This window comes from Microbacterium sp. NPDC097977 (genome assembly GCF_040302605.1).
GTDB lineage: Bacteria > Actinomycetota > Actinomycetes > Actinomycetales > Microbacteriaceae > Microbacterium.
The window spans coordinates 1-13,839 of record NZ_JBEOUR010000028.1 but is presented as its reverse complement, the minus strand read 5'-3'; the positions used below and the strand labels follow the sequence as shown (position 1 = coordinate 13,839).

At 70.2% G+C, this 13,839-nt stretch carries 16 protein-coding genes; 12 read left to right on the top strand and 4 right to left on the bottom strand.

All coding sequences use genetic code 11. The features are described from left to right. Positions 1-204: 204 nt before the first annotated feature. From ABTZ43_RS08450 to ABTZ43_RS08410, 9 genes are read left to right on the top strand one after another with little or no spacing between them, the layout of a single operon-like run. Positions 205-564: a holo-ACP synthase gene (locus ABTZ43_RS08450; RefSeq protein WP_056412260.1), complete on the top strand. Its 360-nt coding sequence runs from the start codon at positions 205-207 to the stop codon at positions 562-564. Then, on the top strand, positions 561-1,667 hold the full coding sequence (gene alr, locus ABTZ43_RS08445; protein WP_350538489.1) for an alanine racemase: 1,107 nt from the start codon (positions 561-563) through the stop codon (positions 1,665-1,667). Before ABTZ43_RS08450 ends, alr begins: the two co-directional genes overlap by 4 nt. After that, positions 1,664-2,161, top strand: a complete 498-nt coding sequence (gene tsaE, locus ABTZ43_RS08440; RefSeq protein ID WP_253385633.1) for a tRNA (adenosine(37)-N6)-threonylcarbamoyltransferase complex ATPase subunit type 1 TsaE — start codon at positions 1,664-1,666, stop codon at positions 2,159-2,161. Before alr ends, tsaE begins: the two co-directional genes overlap by 4 nt. Positions 2,162-2,181: 20 nt before the next feature. Continuing rightward, positions 2,182-2,829: a tRNA (adenosine(37)-N6)-threonylcarbamoyltransferase complex dimerization subunit type 1 TsaB gene (tsaB, locus tag ABTZ43_RS08435; RefSeq protein WP_350538488.1), complete on the top strand. Its 648-nt coding sequence runs from the start codon at positions 2,182-2,184 to the stop codon at positions 2,827-2,829. Beyond that, complete coding sequence (gene rimI / locus ABTZ43_RS08430; RefSeq protein WP_350538487.1) at positions 2,826-3,332, top strand: ribosomal protein S18-alanine N-acetyltransferase; 507 nt, start codon at positions 2,826-2,828, stop codon at positions 3,330-3,332. The genes tsaB and rimI overlap by 4 nt, the downstream gene beginning before the upstream one ends. Then, positions 3,329-4,399: a tRNA (adenosine(37)-N6)-threonylcarbamoyltransferase complex transferase subunit TsaD gene (gene tsaD, locus ABTZ43_RS08425; protein ID WP_056412247.1), complete on the top strand. Its 1,071-nt coding sequence runs from the start codon at positions 3,329-3,331 to the stop codon at positions 4,397-4,399. Before rimI ends, tsaD begins: the two co-directional genes overlap by 4 nt. Then, the gene (locus ABTZ43_RS08420) at positions 4,399-4,917 is read left to right on the top strand and encodes a hypothetical protein (RefSeq protein ID WP_350538486.1); all 519 of its coding nucleotides are present in this window, start codon (positions 4,399-4,401) and stop codon (positions 4,915-4,917) included. The genes tsaD and ABTZ43_RS08420 overlap by 1 nt, the downstream gene beginning before the upstream one ends. A 3-nt stretch (positions 4,918-4,920) precedes the next feature. Further along, entirely contained in the window at positions 4,921-5,988 is a 1,068-nt protein-coding gene (locus ABTZ43_RS08415; protein ID WP_350538485.1) for a hypothetical protein, read from the top strand. Beyond that, on the top strand, positions 5,978-7,138 hold the full coding sequence (locus ABTZ43_RS08410) for a hypothetical protein (RefSeq protein WP_350538484.1): 1,161 nt from the start codon (positions 5,978-5,980) through the stop codon (positions 7,136-7,138). The genes ABTZ43_RS08415 and ABTZ43_RS08410 overlap by 11 nt, the downstream gene beginning before the upstream one ends. Positions 7,139-7,149: 11 nt before the next feature. Here ABTZ43_RS08410 and ABTZ43_RS08405 read toward each other — a convergent pair whose 3' ends face one another. Beyond that, positions 7,150-8,358 carry a class I SAM-dependent methyltransferase gene (locus ABTZ43_RS08405; RefSeq protein WP_350538483.1) on the bottom strand — a complete coding sequence of 403 codons (1,209 nt, stop codon included), beginning with the start codon at positions 8,356-8,358 and terminating at the stop codon, positions 7,150-7,152. Between the two features lie 147 nt (positions 8,359-8,505). On the opposite strand from ABTZ43_RS08405, the gene groES reads away from it, so the two are divergent. The 3 genes from groES (at position 8,506) to ABTZ43_RS08390 (ending at position 11,303) form a co-directional block, all read left to right on the top strand. Further along, positions 8,506-8,802: a co-chaperone GroES gene (gene groES / locus ABTZ43_RS08400; protein ID WP_017203655.1), complete on the top strand. Its 297-nt coding sequence runs from the start codon at positions 8,506-8,508 to the stop codon at positions 8,800-8,802. A 160-nt stretch (positions 8,803-8,962) separates the two neighbouring features. Beyond that, positions 8,963-9,898 (top strand): EamA family transporter RarD, encoded by a 936-nt coding sequence (gene rarD / locus ABTZ43_RS08395; protein WP_350538481.1) that lies wholly within the window; start codon positions 8,963-8,965, stop codon positions 9,896-9,898. 145 nt (positions 9,899-10,043) lie between these two features. Then, on the top strand, positions 10,044-11,303 hold the full coding sequence (locus ABTZ43_RS08390) for an ABC transporter substrate-binding protein (protein ID WP_056412233.1): 1,260 nt from the start codon (positions 10,044-10,046) through the stop codon (positions 11,301-11,303). Positions 11,304-11,454: 151 nt separating this feature from the next. On the opposite strand, the gene ABTZ43_RS08385 is transcribed toward ABTZ43_RS08390, so the two are convergent. The 3 genes from ABTZ43_RS08385 to ABTZ43_RS08375 all read right to left on the bottom strand — a co-directional run. Then, the gene (locus ABTZ43_RS08385; RefSeq protein ID WP_056412229.1) at positions 11,455-12,210 is read right to left on the bottom strand and encodes an ABC transporter ATP-binding protein; all 756 of its coding nucleotides are present in this window, start codon (positions 12,208-12,210) and stop codon (positions 11,455-11,457) included. Next, on the bottom strand, positions 12,207-13,160 hold the full coding sequence (locus ABTZ43_RS08380; RefSeq protein ID WP_253386627.1) for an ABC transporter ATP-binding protein: 954 nt from the start codon (positions 13,158-13,160) through the stop codon (positions 12,207-12,209). The genes ABTZ43_RS08385 and ABTZ43_RS08380 overlap by 4 nt, the downstream gene beginning before the upstream one ends. Before the next feature lie 46 nt (positions 13,161-13,206). Further along, positions 13,207-13,839: branched-chain amino acid ABC transporter permease (locus ABTZ43_RS08375; RefSeq protein WP_350538479.1), on the bottom strand; the 633-nt coding region annotated here is incomplete at its 5' end.

Here is a 13,839-nt window from a genome sequence, read left to right as displayed (position 1 = left end):
ATGGCTGAGAACTCCCCGCCTGGCTGACGTATGACGCCGACAGGGCCCGCCCACCGGGGAAACGTCCGCCAGCCGGGCGAGGGCGACCAGCCGGGCGAGGCCGCCCGGGCGAGGCCAACCGGGCGAGGGCAGGGTCCGCACGGGTGCGGCACGGGCAGGGCGAGACACGGGGGGAGAGGCGGATGCCGCGACTAGGCTGAACGGGTGATCATCGGGACCGGCATCGACCTCGTGGACATCCCGCGATTCGAGCGGACCCTCGAGCGCACGCCACGACTCCTGGAGCGCCTCTTCGCGCCGAGCGAGCGCGGTCTGCGGCTGCCGTCGCTCGCCGCCAGATACGCGGCGAAGGAGGCGCTGATCAAGACGCTCGGCGGCTCGGACGGCGTGCACTGGATCGAGATCGAGATCGCGTCGGAGTCGTCGGGCCGCCCGCACTTCGTCCTGACCGGGAGCACCGCCGACGTCGTCGCCGAGCGCGGGATCACCCGACTGCACCTGACCCTCACGCATGACGCGGGACTCGCCGCGGCATTCGTCGTCGCCGAAGGAGAGCCGCTGTGACCGTCCCGTTCCGCGAGGCACGCATCGAGCTGGATGCGATCACCGACAACGTCCGTCACTTCCGTCGCCTCACCGGCGTCCAGGTCATCGCCGTCGTCAAGGCGAACGCCTACGGTCACGGCGCGGCGGCTGCAGCCGTGGCCGCGCTCGCCGGAGGCGCCACGCGGCTCGGCGTCGCCGAGATCCCCGAGGCGCTCGATCTGCGCCGACAGGGCATCACCGCGCCGATCGTCGCGTGGCTGCATGCCCCGGGCGAGAGGTTCGACCAAGCGGCGGCACACGACATCGAGGTGGGCATCTCGTCGTTCGATCAGCTGGAGGCGGCGGGTGCCGTCGCCTCGGTCGACCGCCCGGTGGGTGTGCATCTCAAGTTCGAGACCGGGCTGTCGCGCAACGGCGTCGCTCCGGTGGACTGGGGGCGCGTGCTGGCCGAGGCTGCGCGGCTCGAGCGCATCGGACGGCTGCGGATCATCGGACTCTTCAGCCACCTCTCGAACACGTCCCCGCAGGACGATCGCGAGGCGCTGGCGAGGTTCGAGCAGGGCGTGGAGATGGCGGCGTCGTTCGGCATCCACCCCGAGATCCGCCACATCGCGGCCACCGCCGCGGCCATCGACCTGCCCGAGATGCGACTGGACGCGGTGCGGATCGGCGTCGGCATCTATGGTCTCTCGCCCTTCGAGGACCGCTCGTCGGCCGAGCTGGGTCTGCGTCCGGCGATGACGCTGCGCGGCGCTGTCGCGGCCGTGCGCCGCGTGCCGGCCGGAACCGGGGTGTCGTACGGGTACGACCATCGCGCCCCGCACGACACGACGCTGGTGCTGGTGCCTCTCGGCTATGCCGACGGCGTGCCGCGTCAGGCCTCGGGGCGGCTGCCGGTCTCCATCGCCGGTCGGCGCCATCTCAACGTCGGACGCATAGCGATGGACCAGTTCGTCGTGGACGTCGGTGACACCCCCGTCTCGATCGGTGACGAGGTGGTGCTGTTCGGCGACCCGACCCTCGGTGTGCCGTCGGCGGCGGAGTGGGCCAACGCCGCCTCGACCATCAACTACGAGATCGTCACGCGCATCGGCGCCCGCGTGCCCCGGCGGTCGGCATGAGCGTGGATCCGGCGTTCCTCGGACATCACGAGATCGACACGTCCGCCGCGATGGAGCAGCTCGGGGTGCGCATCGGTGAGGGGCTGACCGCCGGCGACCTGCTCATCCTCACCGGGCCGCTCGGCGCGGGAAAGACGACCTTCACGCGCGGGCTCGCGCGAGGACTGGGTGTGCGCGGCCCCGTGCAGAGTCCCACGTTCGTGATCGCCCGCACGCACCCCTCGATCGTCGGACGCGCCCCGCTGGTGCACGTCGACGCCTATCGGCTGGGATCGGATGCCGAGCTCGACGACCTCGATCTCGACCTCGCCCGTTCGGTCGTCGTCGTGGAATGGGGGCGCGGGATGGCGGAGGAGCTCGCCGACACCTGGTGGGACATCGAACTCGAGCGCCCGGTCGGCGGAGACGAGCTCCTCGACCCGTCGGAGCTCGACGCGGATGCGCCGCGACGGGTGACCATCACCCGCGAAGGACGCTCGACGACCGCGGGGTGAACCCCGACTACCCTGGAGAGGTGATCCTCGCCGTCGACACCTCTCTGGGCACCGCCGTCGCCCTCATCGACGATGACGGCGTCCGGCTCTCCGACGCCTCTGCAGCGGATCCCCTCGGGCATGCCGAGGTGATCGGCGAGATGCTCGTCCGTGCCCTCGACGAGGCCGCGGGCGACGAGAGCACGGGCGACGGAGCCCCCCTGATCGGCCACGTGGTCGCGGGCATGGGGCCCGGCCCCTTCACCGGACTCCGGATCGGCATCACGGCGGCACGCGCATTCGCGATGGGTCGCGGCATCCCGGTCGTCCCGGTGCCGAGCCACGCCGCCGCCGCACTCACCGCGATCGAGCACGACGGGATCGTCGGGCCCTTCGCGATCGTCACCGATGCCCGACGTCGCGAGGTCGCGATCACGGTCTTCGACGGCACGGATGCCGACGGACTCCCGATCGTGATCGCCGACACCGTCCTCGTGCCGCGCGCCGAGGCGGACGAGCACCTGGGGGCCACCCGACGCATCGATGTCGAGACGCTCTCCGCCGTCGACCTCGCGCGCGTGGGGGCGCGAGCCGTCGCCGCCGGTCGGGTTCTCGCGGGCGACGAACCGCTCTACCTGCGCCAGCCCGACGTCCGCGTCCCCGGAGCGCCGAAGAGGGTCGGGCGATGACCCTGCGTGCGGCGACACCCCACGACCTCGATGCGATCATGGCGGTCGAGCGACGCTCCTTCCCGACCGACGCGTGGAGTCCTCAGGCGATGGCCGACGAGCTCTCGAGCCCCCACGGGCGCTACCTGGTCGACGAGCACGAGGGCAGCGTCATCGGCTACGGGGGAGTGCGCGCGCTGCAGGGATCCCGCGACGCCGACATCCAGACCATCGCCTTCGACGAGAGGCATCGGGGCGCCGGCCGCGGGCGCGCGCTGCTGCGCGCGCTGCTCGCCGCGGCGGCCGAGCGGGGTGCGCGAGAGGTCTTCCTCGAGGTGCGCGCCGACAACCCCGGCGCCGAGGGGCTCTATCTCTCCGAGGGGTTCGAGGAGATCGGGCGACGCCCGCGCTATTACCAGCCCGACGACGTCGACGCGATCGTGATGCGGCTCGCGCTGCGTGACCCCCGCACGGGCGGCGGAGCCGAACCCCTTCAGGATGCCGCGAAGGAGGGCGCCGAATGACCGAGCCGCTGGTGCTGGGCATCGAGACGAGCTGCGACGAGACCGGGATCGGCATCGTCCGCGGACGCACTCTGCTGTCGAACACGATCGCCTCGAGCATGGACGAGCACGCCCGCTACGGCGGCGTCGTGCCCGAGGTCGCCGCGCGGGCGCATCTCGAGGCGCTGCAGCCGTCGATCGATGCTGCGCTCGCCGAGGCGGGCGTGCGACTCGACGAGCTCGACGCCGTCGCCGTGACCAGCGGACCCGGTCTGGCCGGTGCCCTGATGGTCGGCGTCGGAGCCGCCAAGGGCCTCGCGGTGTCCCTCGGCACGCCGCTCTACGCCGTGAACCATCTCGTGGGGCACATCGCCGCCGACATCCTGACCCCCGATTCCGATCCTCTGGAGTACCCGACGATCGCGCTGCTGGTCTCCGGCGGACACACGTCGCTGCTGCACGTGCGCGACCTCACCACCGATGTCGAGATGCTCGGCGAGACCATGGACGACGCTGCTGGCGAGGCGTTCGACAAGGTCGCGCGGCTGCTGTCGCTGCCCTACCCGGGTGGGCCGGAGATCGATCGCGCGGCGCGGGAGGGCGACCCGAACGCCATCCGCTTCCCGCGCGGCCTGTCCCGCGCGTCGGATCTGGCCGCCCACCGCTACGACTTCTCGTTCTCGGGTCTCAAGACGGCCGTCGCCCGCTGGGTGGAGCGCTGCGAGGCCGATGGCGTGCCCGTGCCGGTCGCCGATGTCGCGGCGAGCTTCCGTGAGGCCGTGGTCGACGTGCTCGTGACGAAGGCGCTCGCCGCCTGCGCCGACCTCGGGGTGCCTCGCCTGTTGCTGGGCGGAGGCGTCATCGCCAATCGCCGCCTGCGCGAGGTCGCGCTCTCCCGCGCTGCGGCGGCCGGGGTCACCGTCCGCATCCCCCCGCTGTCGCTGTGCACCGACAACGGGGCGATGATCGCCGCCCTCGCCGCCGAGCTGATCTCGTCGGGACGCCGCCCGTCGACGCTCGCCTTCGGTGCCGATTCGACGCTGCCCGTGACCGAGATCCAGGTCGCGGAGCGGAGCGCGGTGTCGTGATGAGCGATGCGACACGGGGCGCCGACGCCGCGGGCACCGATCCGGCGGCGGGCGGGATCGTGCCGCCGGCCAGGATCGACAGGCCCAGCGGCGAGGTGGAGCGCCCGACGGGTGCCGCTCGTCTGCCGGGCGCCCGACGCGACGGCTACACACGGCTGCCCACCGGGCCGGTCGGTGTCGAGCCGGTGATCGTGACCGGTCCGATGCTCGACGAGGTCAGGCGCGACACGGACTGGCAGCCCTCGACCGAGACCGGGACGGTGACGGCCGCCGTCGATGACACCCGGCTCGCTCCGTGGGCGCTGATGGCCGCGATCGTCGCACTGGCCAGCTCGTTCTTCGTCGGCTGGGGGCTTCCGATCGCGGTGATCGCGGTCGTCGCAGCGATCATGTCGCTGCGTCGTCCCGTCGAGAGTCGCGCGATCGCGCGCTGGGCGCTGGTGCTCGGGCTGTGCGCGACGGTCTACAGCCTGGGCTGGCTCGTCTGGGCGGGGATGCAGTTCGAGAGACTCGGATAGCGGATGCTCGGTGCCGAAGAAGCGGTCGAGCTCCGTGCGCTGCAGGAGCGCGCGTACGGCCGCGAGGGGGCGCTGGGTGCCGACGAGGTGGCGCGGCTGCGCCGACTCGAGGCGCTCCGCCGGGCGCCGTCCCCGTCGCACACGGAATCCGAGCAGCCGGCGGCTCAGGGCGCTGCGGCCCCCGATGCTCCGTCATCCGTCTTCGTCGATCCGGCGCGAGAGTCCGCCCCCGCACCCGCGCCGGACTCGCAGGACACCGGCGCGGAGGGCTCCGCGCCGTCGCCGCGCCGGACGCACCACGGGCGCAGCGCTCTTCTGCTGGCGGCGGTGTGCATCGTGCTCGGCGTGGGGGCGGGATGGCTGCTCTTCGCCGACCGGGGCGCCTCGTCGATGTCGCTGACGTCGACGCAGCAGGAATGGCAGAACGCGATCGTGGCCTCGGGGCGGTACGACCCCGGCTCGGTGCGCGCGTTGCGCCAGGAGCAGGACGTGGTCGTCTGGTACGCCACCAAGGGCGACGGTGCCCAGGTGTGCGTCGTGCTGGGCGACGCCGAGTCGACGGCTCCCGCCTGCACGACTCGCGAGCAGGCGCTGGCGCAGGGGGTGAGCGCCAGCCTCGTGACGGTGGTCGACGACTCGCAGACCTTGGATGTCGACGCGTACATGTACCTGACCGATGACGGCGCACCTGCGATCGTCACCAGCAGCTACATATCGATGCCGCAGTCGTCGGCCCAGTTCGCGAATCCCGAGGAGGCGGCTGTCGCGGTCTCCCTCGCGGAGGATGTCGGCCTCGACCGGCGCTCAATCATGGTCGTCGGCTACGACGGCGAGACGCCGATCTGGGTCGGCGTCGACAAGGCGACCCAGCGCTACTGTCTCGTCGTCGACGGATCGAGTCCCTCGCCGCCGATGGTGTGCGACGACAGCCTGATGCTGGCGGATGCCGACAGATCGCTCGGACTCGTCGTCGACGACGGCGACGGGAGCACCCGCTACGAGTACCGGTTCGGCTACGGTCAGGGATACCTCACGGTGACGAGGGACGGGGAGGGCGACGATGCCGCATGAGAGTGACGCCGCCGAACTGCGAGCGCTGCAGGCCAGGGCCTACGGTCGCGGCGGCGGACTCACCGATGCGGATGCCGCCCGTCTGGCCGCCCTCGAATCGGCCCGCTTCGCGACGGCTCCCGCACGCGCCGGGGGCGCCGAGGATCGCGCGATCGCCGAGGATCCCGCGCCTGCCGGCGATCCCGCAACGGTCGACGATGCGGCTCCGGTCGACGATGCGGCTCCGGTCGACGATGCGGCTCCTGCTCACGACACGGCTCCGGTCGACGATGGCACTGAACACTCCGATGCCTCTGAACACGGCGCCGCGCCTGCCGATCTCGTGGGCGGAACGGGCATCGCGCGAAGGAGGTGGACGTCGCTCGTCGCCGCCTCGGCCGCCCTTCTGCTGGTCGGGATCGGCGTGGGGTGGGCGGTGTTCGCGGAGAAGGGCGACGGGATCGCCCTCACCGCGGCGCAACAGGAACGGCGAGCGACGCTCCAGGACGACGGCGGGTACGACCCGGGGAGCCTCAGGGCGATCGGCCAGGACGACGATGCGCTGGTCTGGCTCGCCACGAAGGACGACGGCGACCTGAGCTGTCTCACCCTCGACGTCGCGGCGGAGTCGTCGACGCAGTGCGCTCCCACCGAGGACCTCGAGAGAGGCTGGGGATTCGGAGTGAGCGTCGTCGCCCCGGCCAGCGATGGCGACGAACCTGCGCAACAGTTCTCCGCGACGGCGGCGCGCGCGACCACGGGCGAGTTCGTGGCGATCGTGCAGCGCTGGGACACGAGCGGGAACGACTGGCTGTCGCAGTTCGAGGGGGCGGAGCGGGATCGGGCGGAGCAGCTCGCGGACGAGGGGTTCGACGAGTACACCTACTCGATCGTCGGCGATTTCCAGCAGAAGCCCGTCTGGTTCGGTCAGCGCACCACCGGCGCGGTGACCGAGGATTGCCTGGTCGTCGACGCCCTCGACGCGACCCAGTGCGTGCGTGCCGGCGAATCCCGAGAGGGCGGCATCGGCATCAGGACGACGACGTTCGACGAGGGGGCGGGCCGGACCGTCACGTCGGATGTGCTCCTCTCGTTCACCCGCAGCGGCACCCCGTACCTCGTGGTGAGCGGCGACGCGCCCGCGTCCGCGACGGGCACGGATGCGGGGTGACCGCGCCCCGGCTATCCGGCCGCGGGAACCCGGTCGGCGAGGATCGCACGCCGCTGGTCGCCGACGCGGGTGAGGATCAGCGTGGCCGACGCGTCGCCCGTGAGCGCGAGCTTCTTGCGGAAGGCGGCGGGATCGATGTCCATCCCGCGCTTCTTGATCTCGAGGGTGCCGATCCTGTGGGCCTTGAGAACGGCGCTGATGGCCTTCGGGTTGGCCGGCATCGTCTCACGCACCCGGAAGCTCTGCACGAACGGGCTGGTCAGCGCTGAGTCCGAGGTCAGGTACGCGATCCGGTCGTCGAGCATCCCCGCCTCGAGCGAGCGCGCGACGTCGCCGATCAGACGGGCGCGGATCACCGCCCCGTCGGGTTCGTGCAGGAACGCGCCGAGCTCGCGCACCGGCGCGTCCTCGGCGTCGGCACCGGCGGTCATCTCGTGCGAGCGCTCGCCGCGGATGACCAGTGCTGCGCGGCGCACCCCTTCGCGTGCGAGTGCTCCTGTCCACAGGACCAGCTCGACGACGCTGCCCTCCGCGCTCACCCACTGCGCCTCGGCGTCGGCGGGGAGGGCGTCGCGGTCGTGCCCGGGGCCGAGCTTGATGCCGGAGGGGATTCGGGATGCCAGCTCGAACGCCCAGTCCAACGGGGGAGAGTAGTCGTCGGACGAGACGCGGCGGGTCTCGCTGTGTCCTGACGTGCGGCGGGCGGGGTCCATCCAGATCGCGGTGACGCCGTCCGTCTCCGTCGGCGCATGCTCCTGCGCGGTGCCGTGCGCGACCGTGGCGCTGTCGGCGAACGGTGCGAGGTTGTAAGCGGCGATGGCCGCGGTGACCTCGTCGGCGTCGACCGCCGACACGTCGAGCCCGGCGCCGGCGAAGGCGAGGGAGTCCCCGCCGATGCCGCAGCCGAGGTCGGCGACGCCGGTGATGCCGGCGCGGCGCATCCGCTGGGCATGGCGGGCGGCGACGCCGAGGCGGGTGGCCTGTTCGAGACCCGCGCGGGTGAACAGCATCCGCGCGGCGAAGTCGCCGAACTTCGCCTGCGCACGAGAGCGCAGTGCGGCCTGTCCGACCACGGCCGACACGAGGTCGGGGGAGTGGCCGGCGGCGCGCAGCCGCGACACGGCCCTCGCGACGTCGGCGCCCTGTTCGATCGGGCCGAGAGCGTCCAGCAGCTCCAGGCCCTCGGGGGTCAGCAGTGCGCGCAGTTCGGACATCTCCACCCGGCAAGCTTAGGCGGCGGCGAGGTCGGCACGATTGGCACTCGCATTGCATGAGTGCCAGCCGACGCCCTACACTGGGTGTTAGCACTCTCGGGTTGAGAGTGCGAAAAAGTCTTCCTGTCAGCGTCAAGAAAGAAGAGGTAGACCGTGTCGGTTTCCATCAAGCCGCTCGAGGACCGCATCGTCATCAAGCAGGTCGAGGCCGAGCAGACCACCGCGAGTGGCCTGGTCATCCCCGACACCGCCAAGGAGAAGCCCCAGGAGGGCGAGGTCGTGGCCGTTGGCCCCGGCCGCATCGATGACAACGGCAACCGCGTTCCGCTCGACGTCGCCGTGGGCGACCGTGTCCTGTACAGCAAGTACGGCGGCACCGAGGTGAAGTTCGGCGCAGACGAGTTCCTCGTCCTGTCGGCACGCGACGTGCTCGCGGTCGTCGTCCGCTGAGACAACGTCTTCGAAAGGGCCCGGATGCATCTCGCATCCGGGCCCTTTCCGTATGTGTGACGGGTCCGGCTCCCGCCACTCCTGGGCGCTTTCCTGCCATTCTCCGGCCGAGCACGAGGCCGTGACGATGACCCGAGCGGCGCGGCACTAGGGTTGTCCGGTGACCCCCACGAGCACCGCGATCCGCGCCACGCAGACGGCCGGTGTCGCCTACGCGGGCGGCGCCTATCTGCTCTGGGGCGTGCTGCCTCTCTACTTCCTGCTGCTCGCGCCGACAGGACCGTGGGAGGTCGTCGGCTGGCGGGTGCTGCTGTCGCTCCTGTTCTGCGTCATCCTGCTCACGGTGACTCGGGGATGGCAGGCCTTCGGCGCGATCGTCCGCCAGCCCCGGCTGCTGGGATGGACGGCCCTGGCCGGCGTGCTGATCTACGTCAACTGGCAGGTCTTCGTGTTCGGCACGCTCAGCCACAACGTCGTCGAGACCAGCCTCGGCTACTTCATCAACCCGATCATGACGGTGCTGCTCGGGGTGTTCGTTCTCAAGGAGCGCATCCGACGCCTGCAGTGGGTGGCTGTCGGCATCGCCTCGGTCGCGGTGATCGTGATCGTGGTGCTGTACCGGTCGTTCCCCTGGATCGCTCTCTCGCTCACCGTCTCCTTCGGCGTCTACGGGCTCATCAAGAAGAAGATCGGCCCGGCCGTCGACGCGATCAGCGGACTGACCCTCGAGTCGTTCTGGTTGATCCCCATCGCCGTGGTCCAGCTGGTGCTCGTCGCCACCGGCCCCGGCCTCACGATGGGGGCCAACGGCATAGGGCACGCCGTGCTGCTCGCTCTCGCGGGTGTCGCCACCGCCGTGCCCCTGCTCCTGTTCGCGGCGGGGACCCGGCGGATCGACCTCACGGTCATCGGGATGATCCAGTTCGTGACCCCCGTGATGCAGTTCATCATCGGCGCCGCCGTGCTCGGCGAGCCCATGCCGATCGAACGGTGGGTGGGGTTCGTCCTCGTCTGGGTCGCGATCGCGGTCTTCCTCGTCGACCTGGTGCTCGCCGCCCGTCGAGGGCGTCGGAACGGGCGCCCGGAACCGGTCTGAACTCCGGAATCACGCGGCGCGGAACCCGGTGTCGGATCGTTAACGCACCGAAACATCGGCGACCCCTACGCGAAGCCTTTCAGTCCTAGTGTTAGAGCCACCCGACCGTGGTCACAATCCACGGCCAGTCACGCAAGGGAGCATCATGACCTCATTCACGCGCTCGCGCAGCGCCCGATTCCTCGCGGGAGTCGCGCTGCTCAGCGTCTCGGCGATCGTCGTCGCAGGCTGCAGCAGCACCCCCTCGGACGACTCGTCCGACGGCGGCAGCACTTCCGCCGCCGATCTGACTCTCAAGCTGGGCTCGCTGCTTCCGCAGACCGGCTCGCTGGCGTTCCTGGGCCCGCCCATGGAGTCCGGCGTGGGCCTCGCGGTCAAGGAGATCAACGACGCCAAGGCGGGTGTGACCATCGACCTCACCGCCGAGGACGAGGGCGACACCGACACCAAGGCCTACGAGACCTCGATCACCAAGCTCCAGGGCGCCGGCGTCTCGGCCATCGTGGGTGCTGCGGCATCCGGTGTCTCCAAGCTGATCCTCGACGGAAACGTCAGCGCAGGCATCCTGCAGATCTCCGCCTCGAACACCTCGCCCGACTTCACCGCGTGGGACGACGACGGACTCTACTTCCGCACCGCCCCCAGCGACCTGCTGCAGGGTGAGGTGCTCGGCAACCTGATCGCCGAGGACGGCGCCAAGTCGCTCGGCATCATCTACCAGAACGACGCGTACGGCACCGGCCTCGACGCGGCGATCAAGGAGACGTTCGAGGGCACCGGTGGCGAGGTCGTCGCCGAGGCGTCGTTCAACGTCGGCGACGCGCAGTTCGACGCACAGGTCGAGACCATCAAGGCGCAGAACCCCGACGCGGTCGCGATCGTGTCGTTCGACCAGTTCAAGACCCTCGCACCGCTGCTGGTGAACGCCGGCATCTCCGCCGACAAGTTCTACCTCGTCGACGGAAACCTGTCGGACTACGGCGACGAGATCCCGGTCTCGCTCGAGGGCGCCCAGGGCACGAAGGCCGGCCCCGCGCTCGCCGACGACTTCACCGACCGTCTGCAGACGTACTGGACGGGTGAGGGCAACTCCGAGGTCAAGGACTTCACCTACGCGGCCGAGGCGTACGACGCCGTCGTGCTCGTGGCGCTGGCCTCGCTGGCAGCAGACTCCACCGAGGGCGCGGACATCGCAGCCAAGATGCAGGAGGTCTCGGGCGGTTCGGGCGACGGCGAGAAGTGCACCAGCTTCGCCGACTGCGCCAAGATCATCAACGACGGCGGAACGGCCGACTACGACGGCTACTCCGGTGATGTCACGTTCGACGAGGCGGGCGACCCCCAGGGTGCCTCGATCGGCATCTACAAGTACGGTGCCGACAACATGATCGAGCGCACCAACTGATCATCGGTCACCGCACCCGCTGATCGCACACACGAGGGCCCCGGATGCCGCATCCGGGGCCTTCGTCCTACCTGCGGCGTCGTGCATGCCTCGTCAGGGCACGGAAGAGGGGCGGATGCCGCAGCATCCGCCCCTCTTCCGTGCCGGTCGCTCAGGCGGCGTCGGTGCCCAGCGTGCCCAGGTACAGTCCGATCACCTTCGGGTCGTTGAGCAGGTCGCGCCCGCTGCCCTCGTAGGCGTCCTTGCCCTGGTCGAGCACGTAGCCGCGGTCGCAGATCTGCAGGCATCGCCTGGCGTTCTGCTCGACCATGATGGTTGTGACGCCGGCCTTGTTGATGTCGGAGACCCGGATGAACGCGTCGTCCTGACGCACCGGGCTGAGCCCGGCCGACGGCTCGTCGAGAAGGAGCACCGAGGGGTTCATCATCAGGGCGCGCGACATCGCGACCATCTGCCGTTCACCGCCCGACAGGGAGCCGGCGCGCTGCTTGAGGCGCTTCCCCAGCTCGGCGAAGATGCCGGTGACGAACTCGAGCCGCTCGGCATACGCCTTGGGGTTCTGATAGAGCCCCATCTGCAGGTTCTCCTCGATGGAGAGCGAGGGGAACACGTTGTTCGTCTGCGGGACGAATCCCACGCCGCGTCTGACGAGCTTGTCGGCCTTGAGGCCGACGATGCTGTCGCCGTTCAGCGTGATCTCGCCGTCGCGGACGTTCACGAGGCCGAAGATCGCCTTCAGCAGGGTCGACTTGCCGGCGCCGTTCGGACCGATGATGCCGATCAGCTCTCCCTTGCGGGCGACGAGATTCGCGCCGTTGAGGATGTTCACCCCCGGCAGGTACCCGGCGTGCACGTCCTTCAACTCGACGACGACGTGGTCGTCCTGAACGGATGCGTCAGCGCTCATGCGCGTCCCTCCTGGGTGTCGTCGGCGTCGAGCTCTGCCTCGGCCTCTGCTTCGATCTGCTCGCGCAGCTTCACGGCCGCGGTGTCGGCGAGCACGGGGATGCGTCCGGTCACCGCACCCAGGTCGACGTCCTGATGGGCTCCGAGGTACGCGTCCACGACGGCCGGATCCTCCATGACCTCCTCGGGCGGCCCCTCGGCCACCACGCGCCCCTCGGCCATCACGACCACCCAGTCGGCGATGTGACGCACCATATGCATGTCGTGCTCGACGAAGAGCACGGTCATGCCCTGGTCCTTGAGGTCGAGGATGTGATCGAGCAGCGACTGCGTCAACGCCGGGTTGACGCCGGCCATCGGCTCGTCGAGCATCACCAGCGTCGGGTCGCTCATCAGCGCCCTGGCCATCTCGAGGAGCTTTCGCTGGCCTCCCGAGAGCGCGGCGGCGAAGTCCTTCTCCTTGGCGTCGAGTTTGAACCGGGCGAGGAGCTCGCGCGCTTTCACCTCGATCTCCTGGTCCTGCTTTCGCCACAGGAACGGGAACAGGCTCGACCAGAATCCCTCGCCGCGCTGGTTCGGGGCTCCGAGCTTCATGTTCTCGAGCACGGTCAGCAGCGACAGCGACTTGGTCAGCTGGAACGTGCGCACCTGGCCCATCCGAGCCACCTTGAAGGAGGGAACGCCCGACAGGTTCGTGCCGTCGAACGACCACGATCCGCTGTTCGGCTTGTCGAACCCGCACAGCAGGTTGAAGAGGGTCGTCTTGCCCGCGCCGTTCGGTCCGATCAGGGCGGTGATGGCGCCGCGGGGGATCTCGACGTGATCCACGTCGACGGCGGTCAGGCCGCCGAAACGACGCTGCACGGCATCGACGACGAGGATCGGGTCGACCTTGGCGACGCCGGGGGCCGCGGGGCCCTTCGTGAGTCCTGTGGTCTTGGGGCGGCGGATGCTCCCGGTCGAGGGCGCCGCCTGGGCGCTCTCGTCGGGGGTCAGTTCATTTGACAAAGGTCATCTCCCTCTTGTCTCCGAGGATGCCCTGAGGTCGGAAGATCACGAGCAGCATCAGGGCGATGCCGACGAAGATGAACACCAGCGTGGATGCCTGGCTGTCGGACATGGGCAGGAGGCCGGCCTTCGCCATGCTCGGGAGCAGGTTGGCGAGGAACGCGAACACCACCCAGAACAGGATCGCGCCGAGCGTGGGGCCGAAGACCGTCGCGGCGCCTCCGAGCAGCAGCACGGTCCACAGGAAGAACGTGAGCGAGGTCGTGTAGCTGCCGGGCACGACGGCGGAGGGGAGCACGAACACGATCCCGCCGGCCGCGCCGACGATGCCGCCGACCACGAGCGCCTGCATCTTGTACGCGAAGACGTTCTTGCCGAGCGAGCGCACGGCATCCTCGTCTTCGCGGATGCCCTTGAGCACGCGGCCCCAGGGGCTGCGCATCAGCGCCCAGACCACGAGGATCGACACCGCGAGCAGCACCACGCCGAACACGCGGTTCCAGAGGTCGTTGGCGGTGTAGGTCCAGGGCCCGAAGCCGTAGGTGCCCGGGGGGAAGGGGTTCGCGTCGCGGAACCCGCCGTTGTACTGCGCGAGTCCGTCGGCCGAGTTCGTGAACTCGTC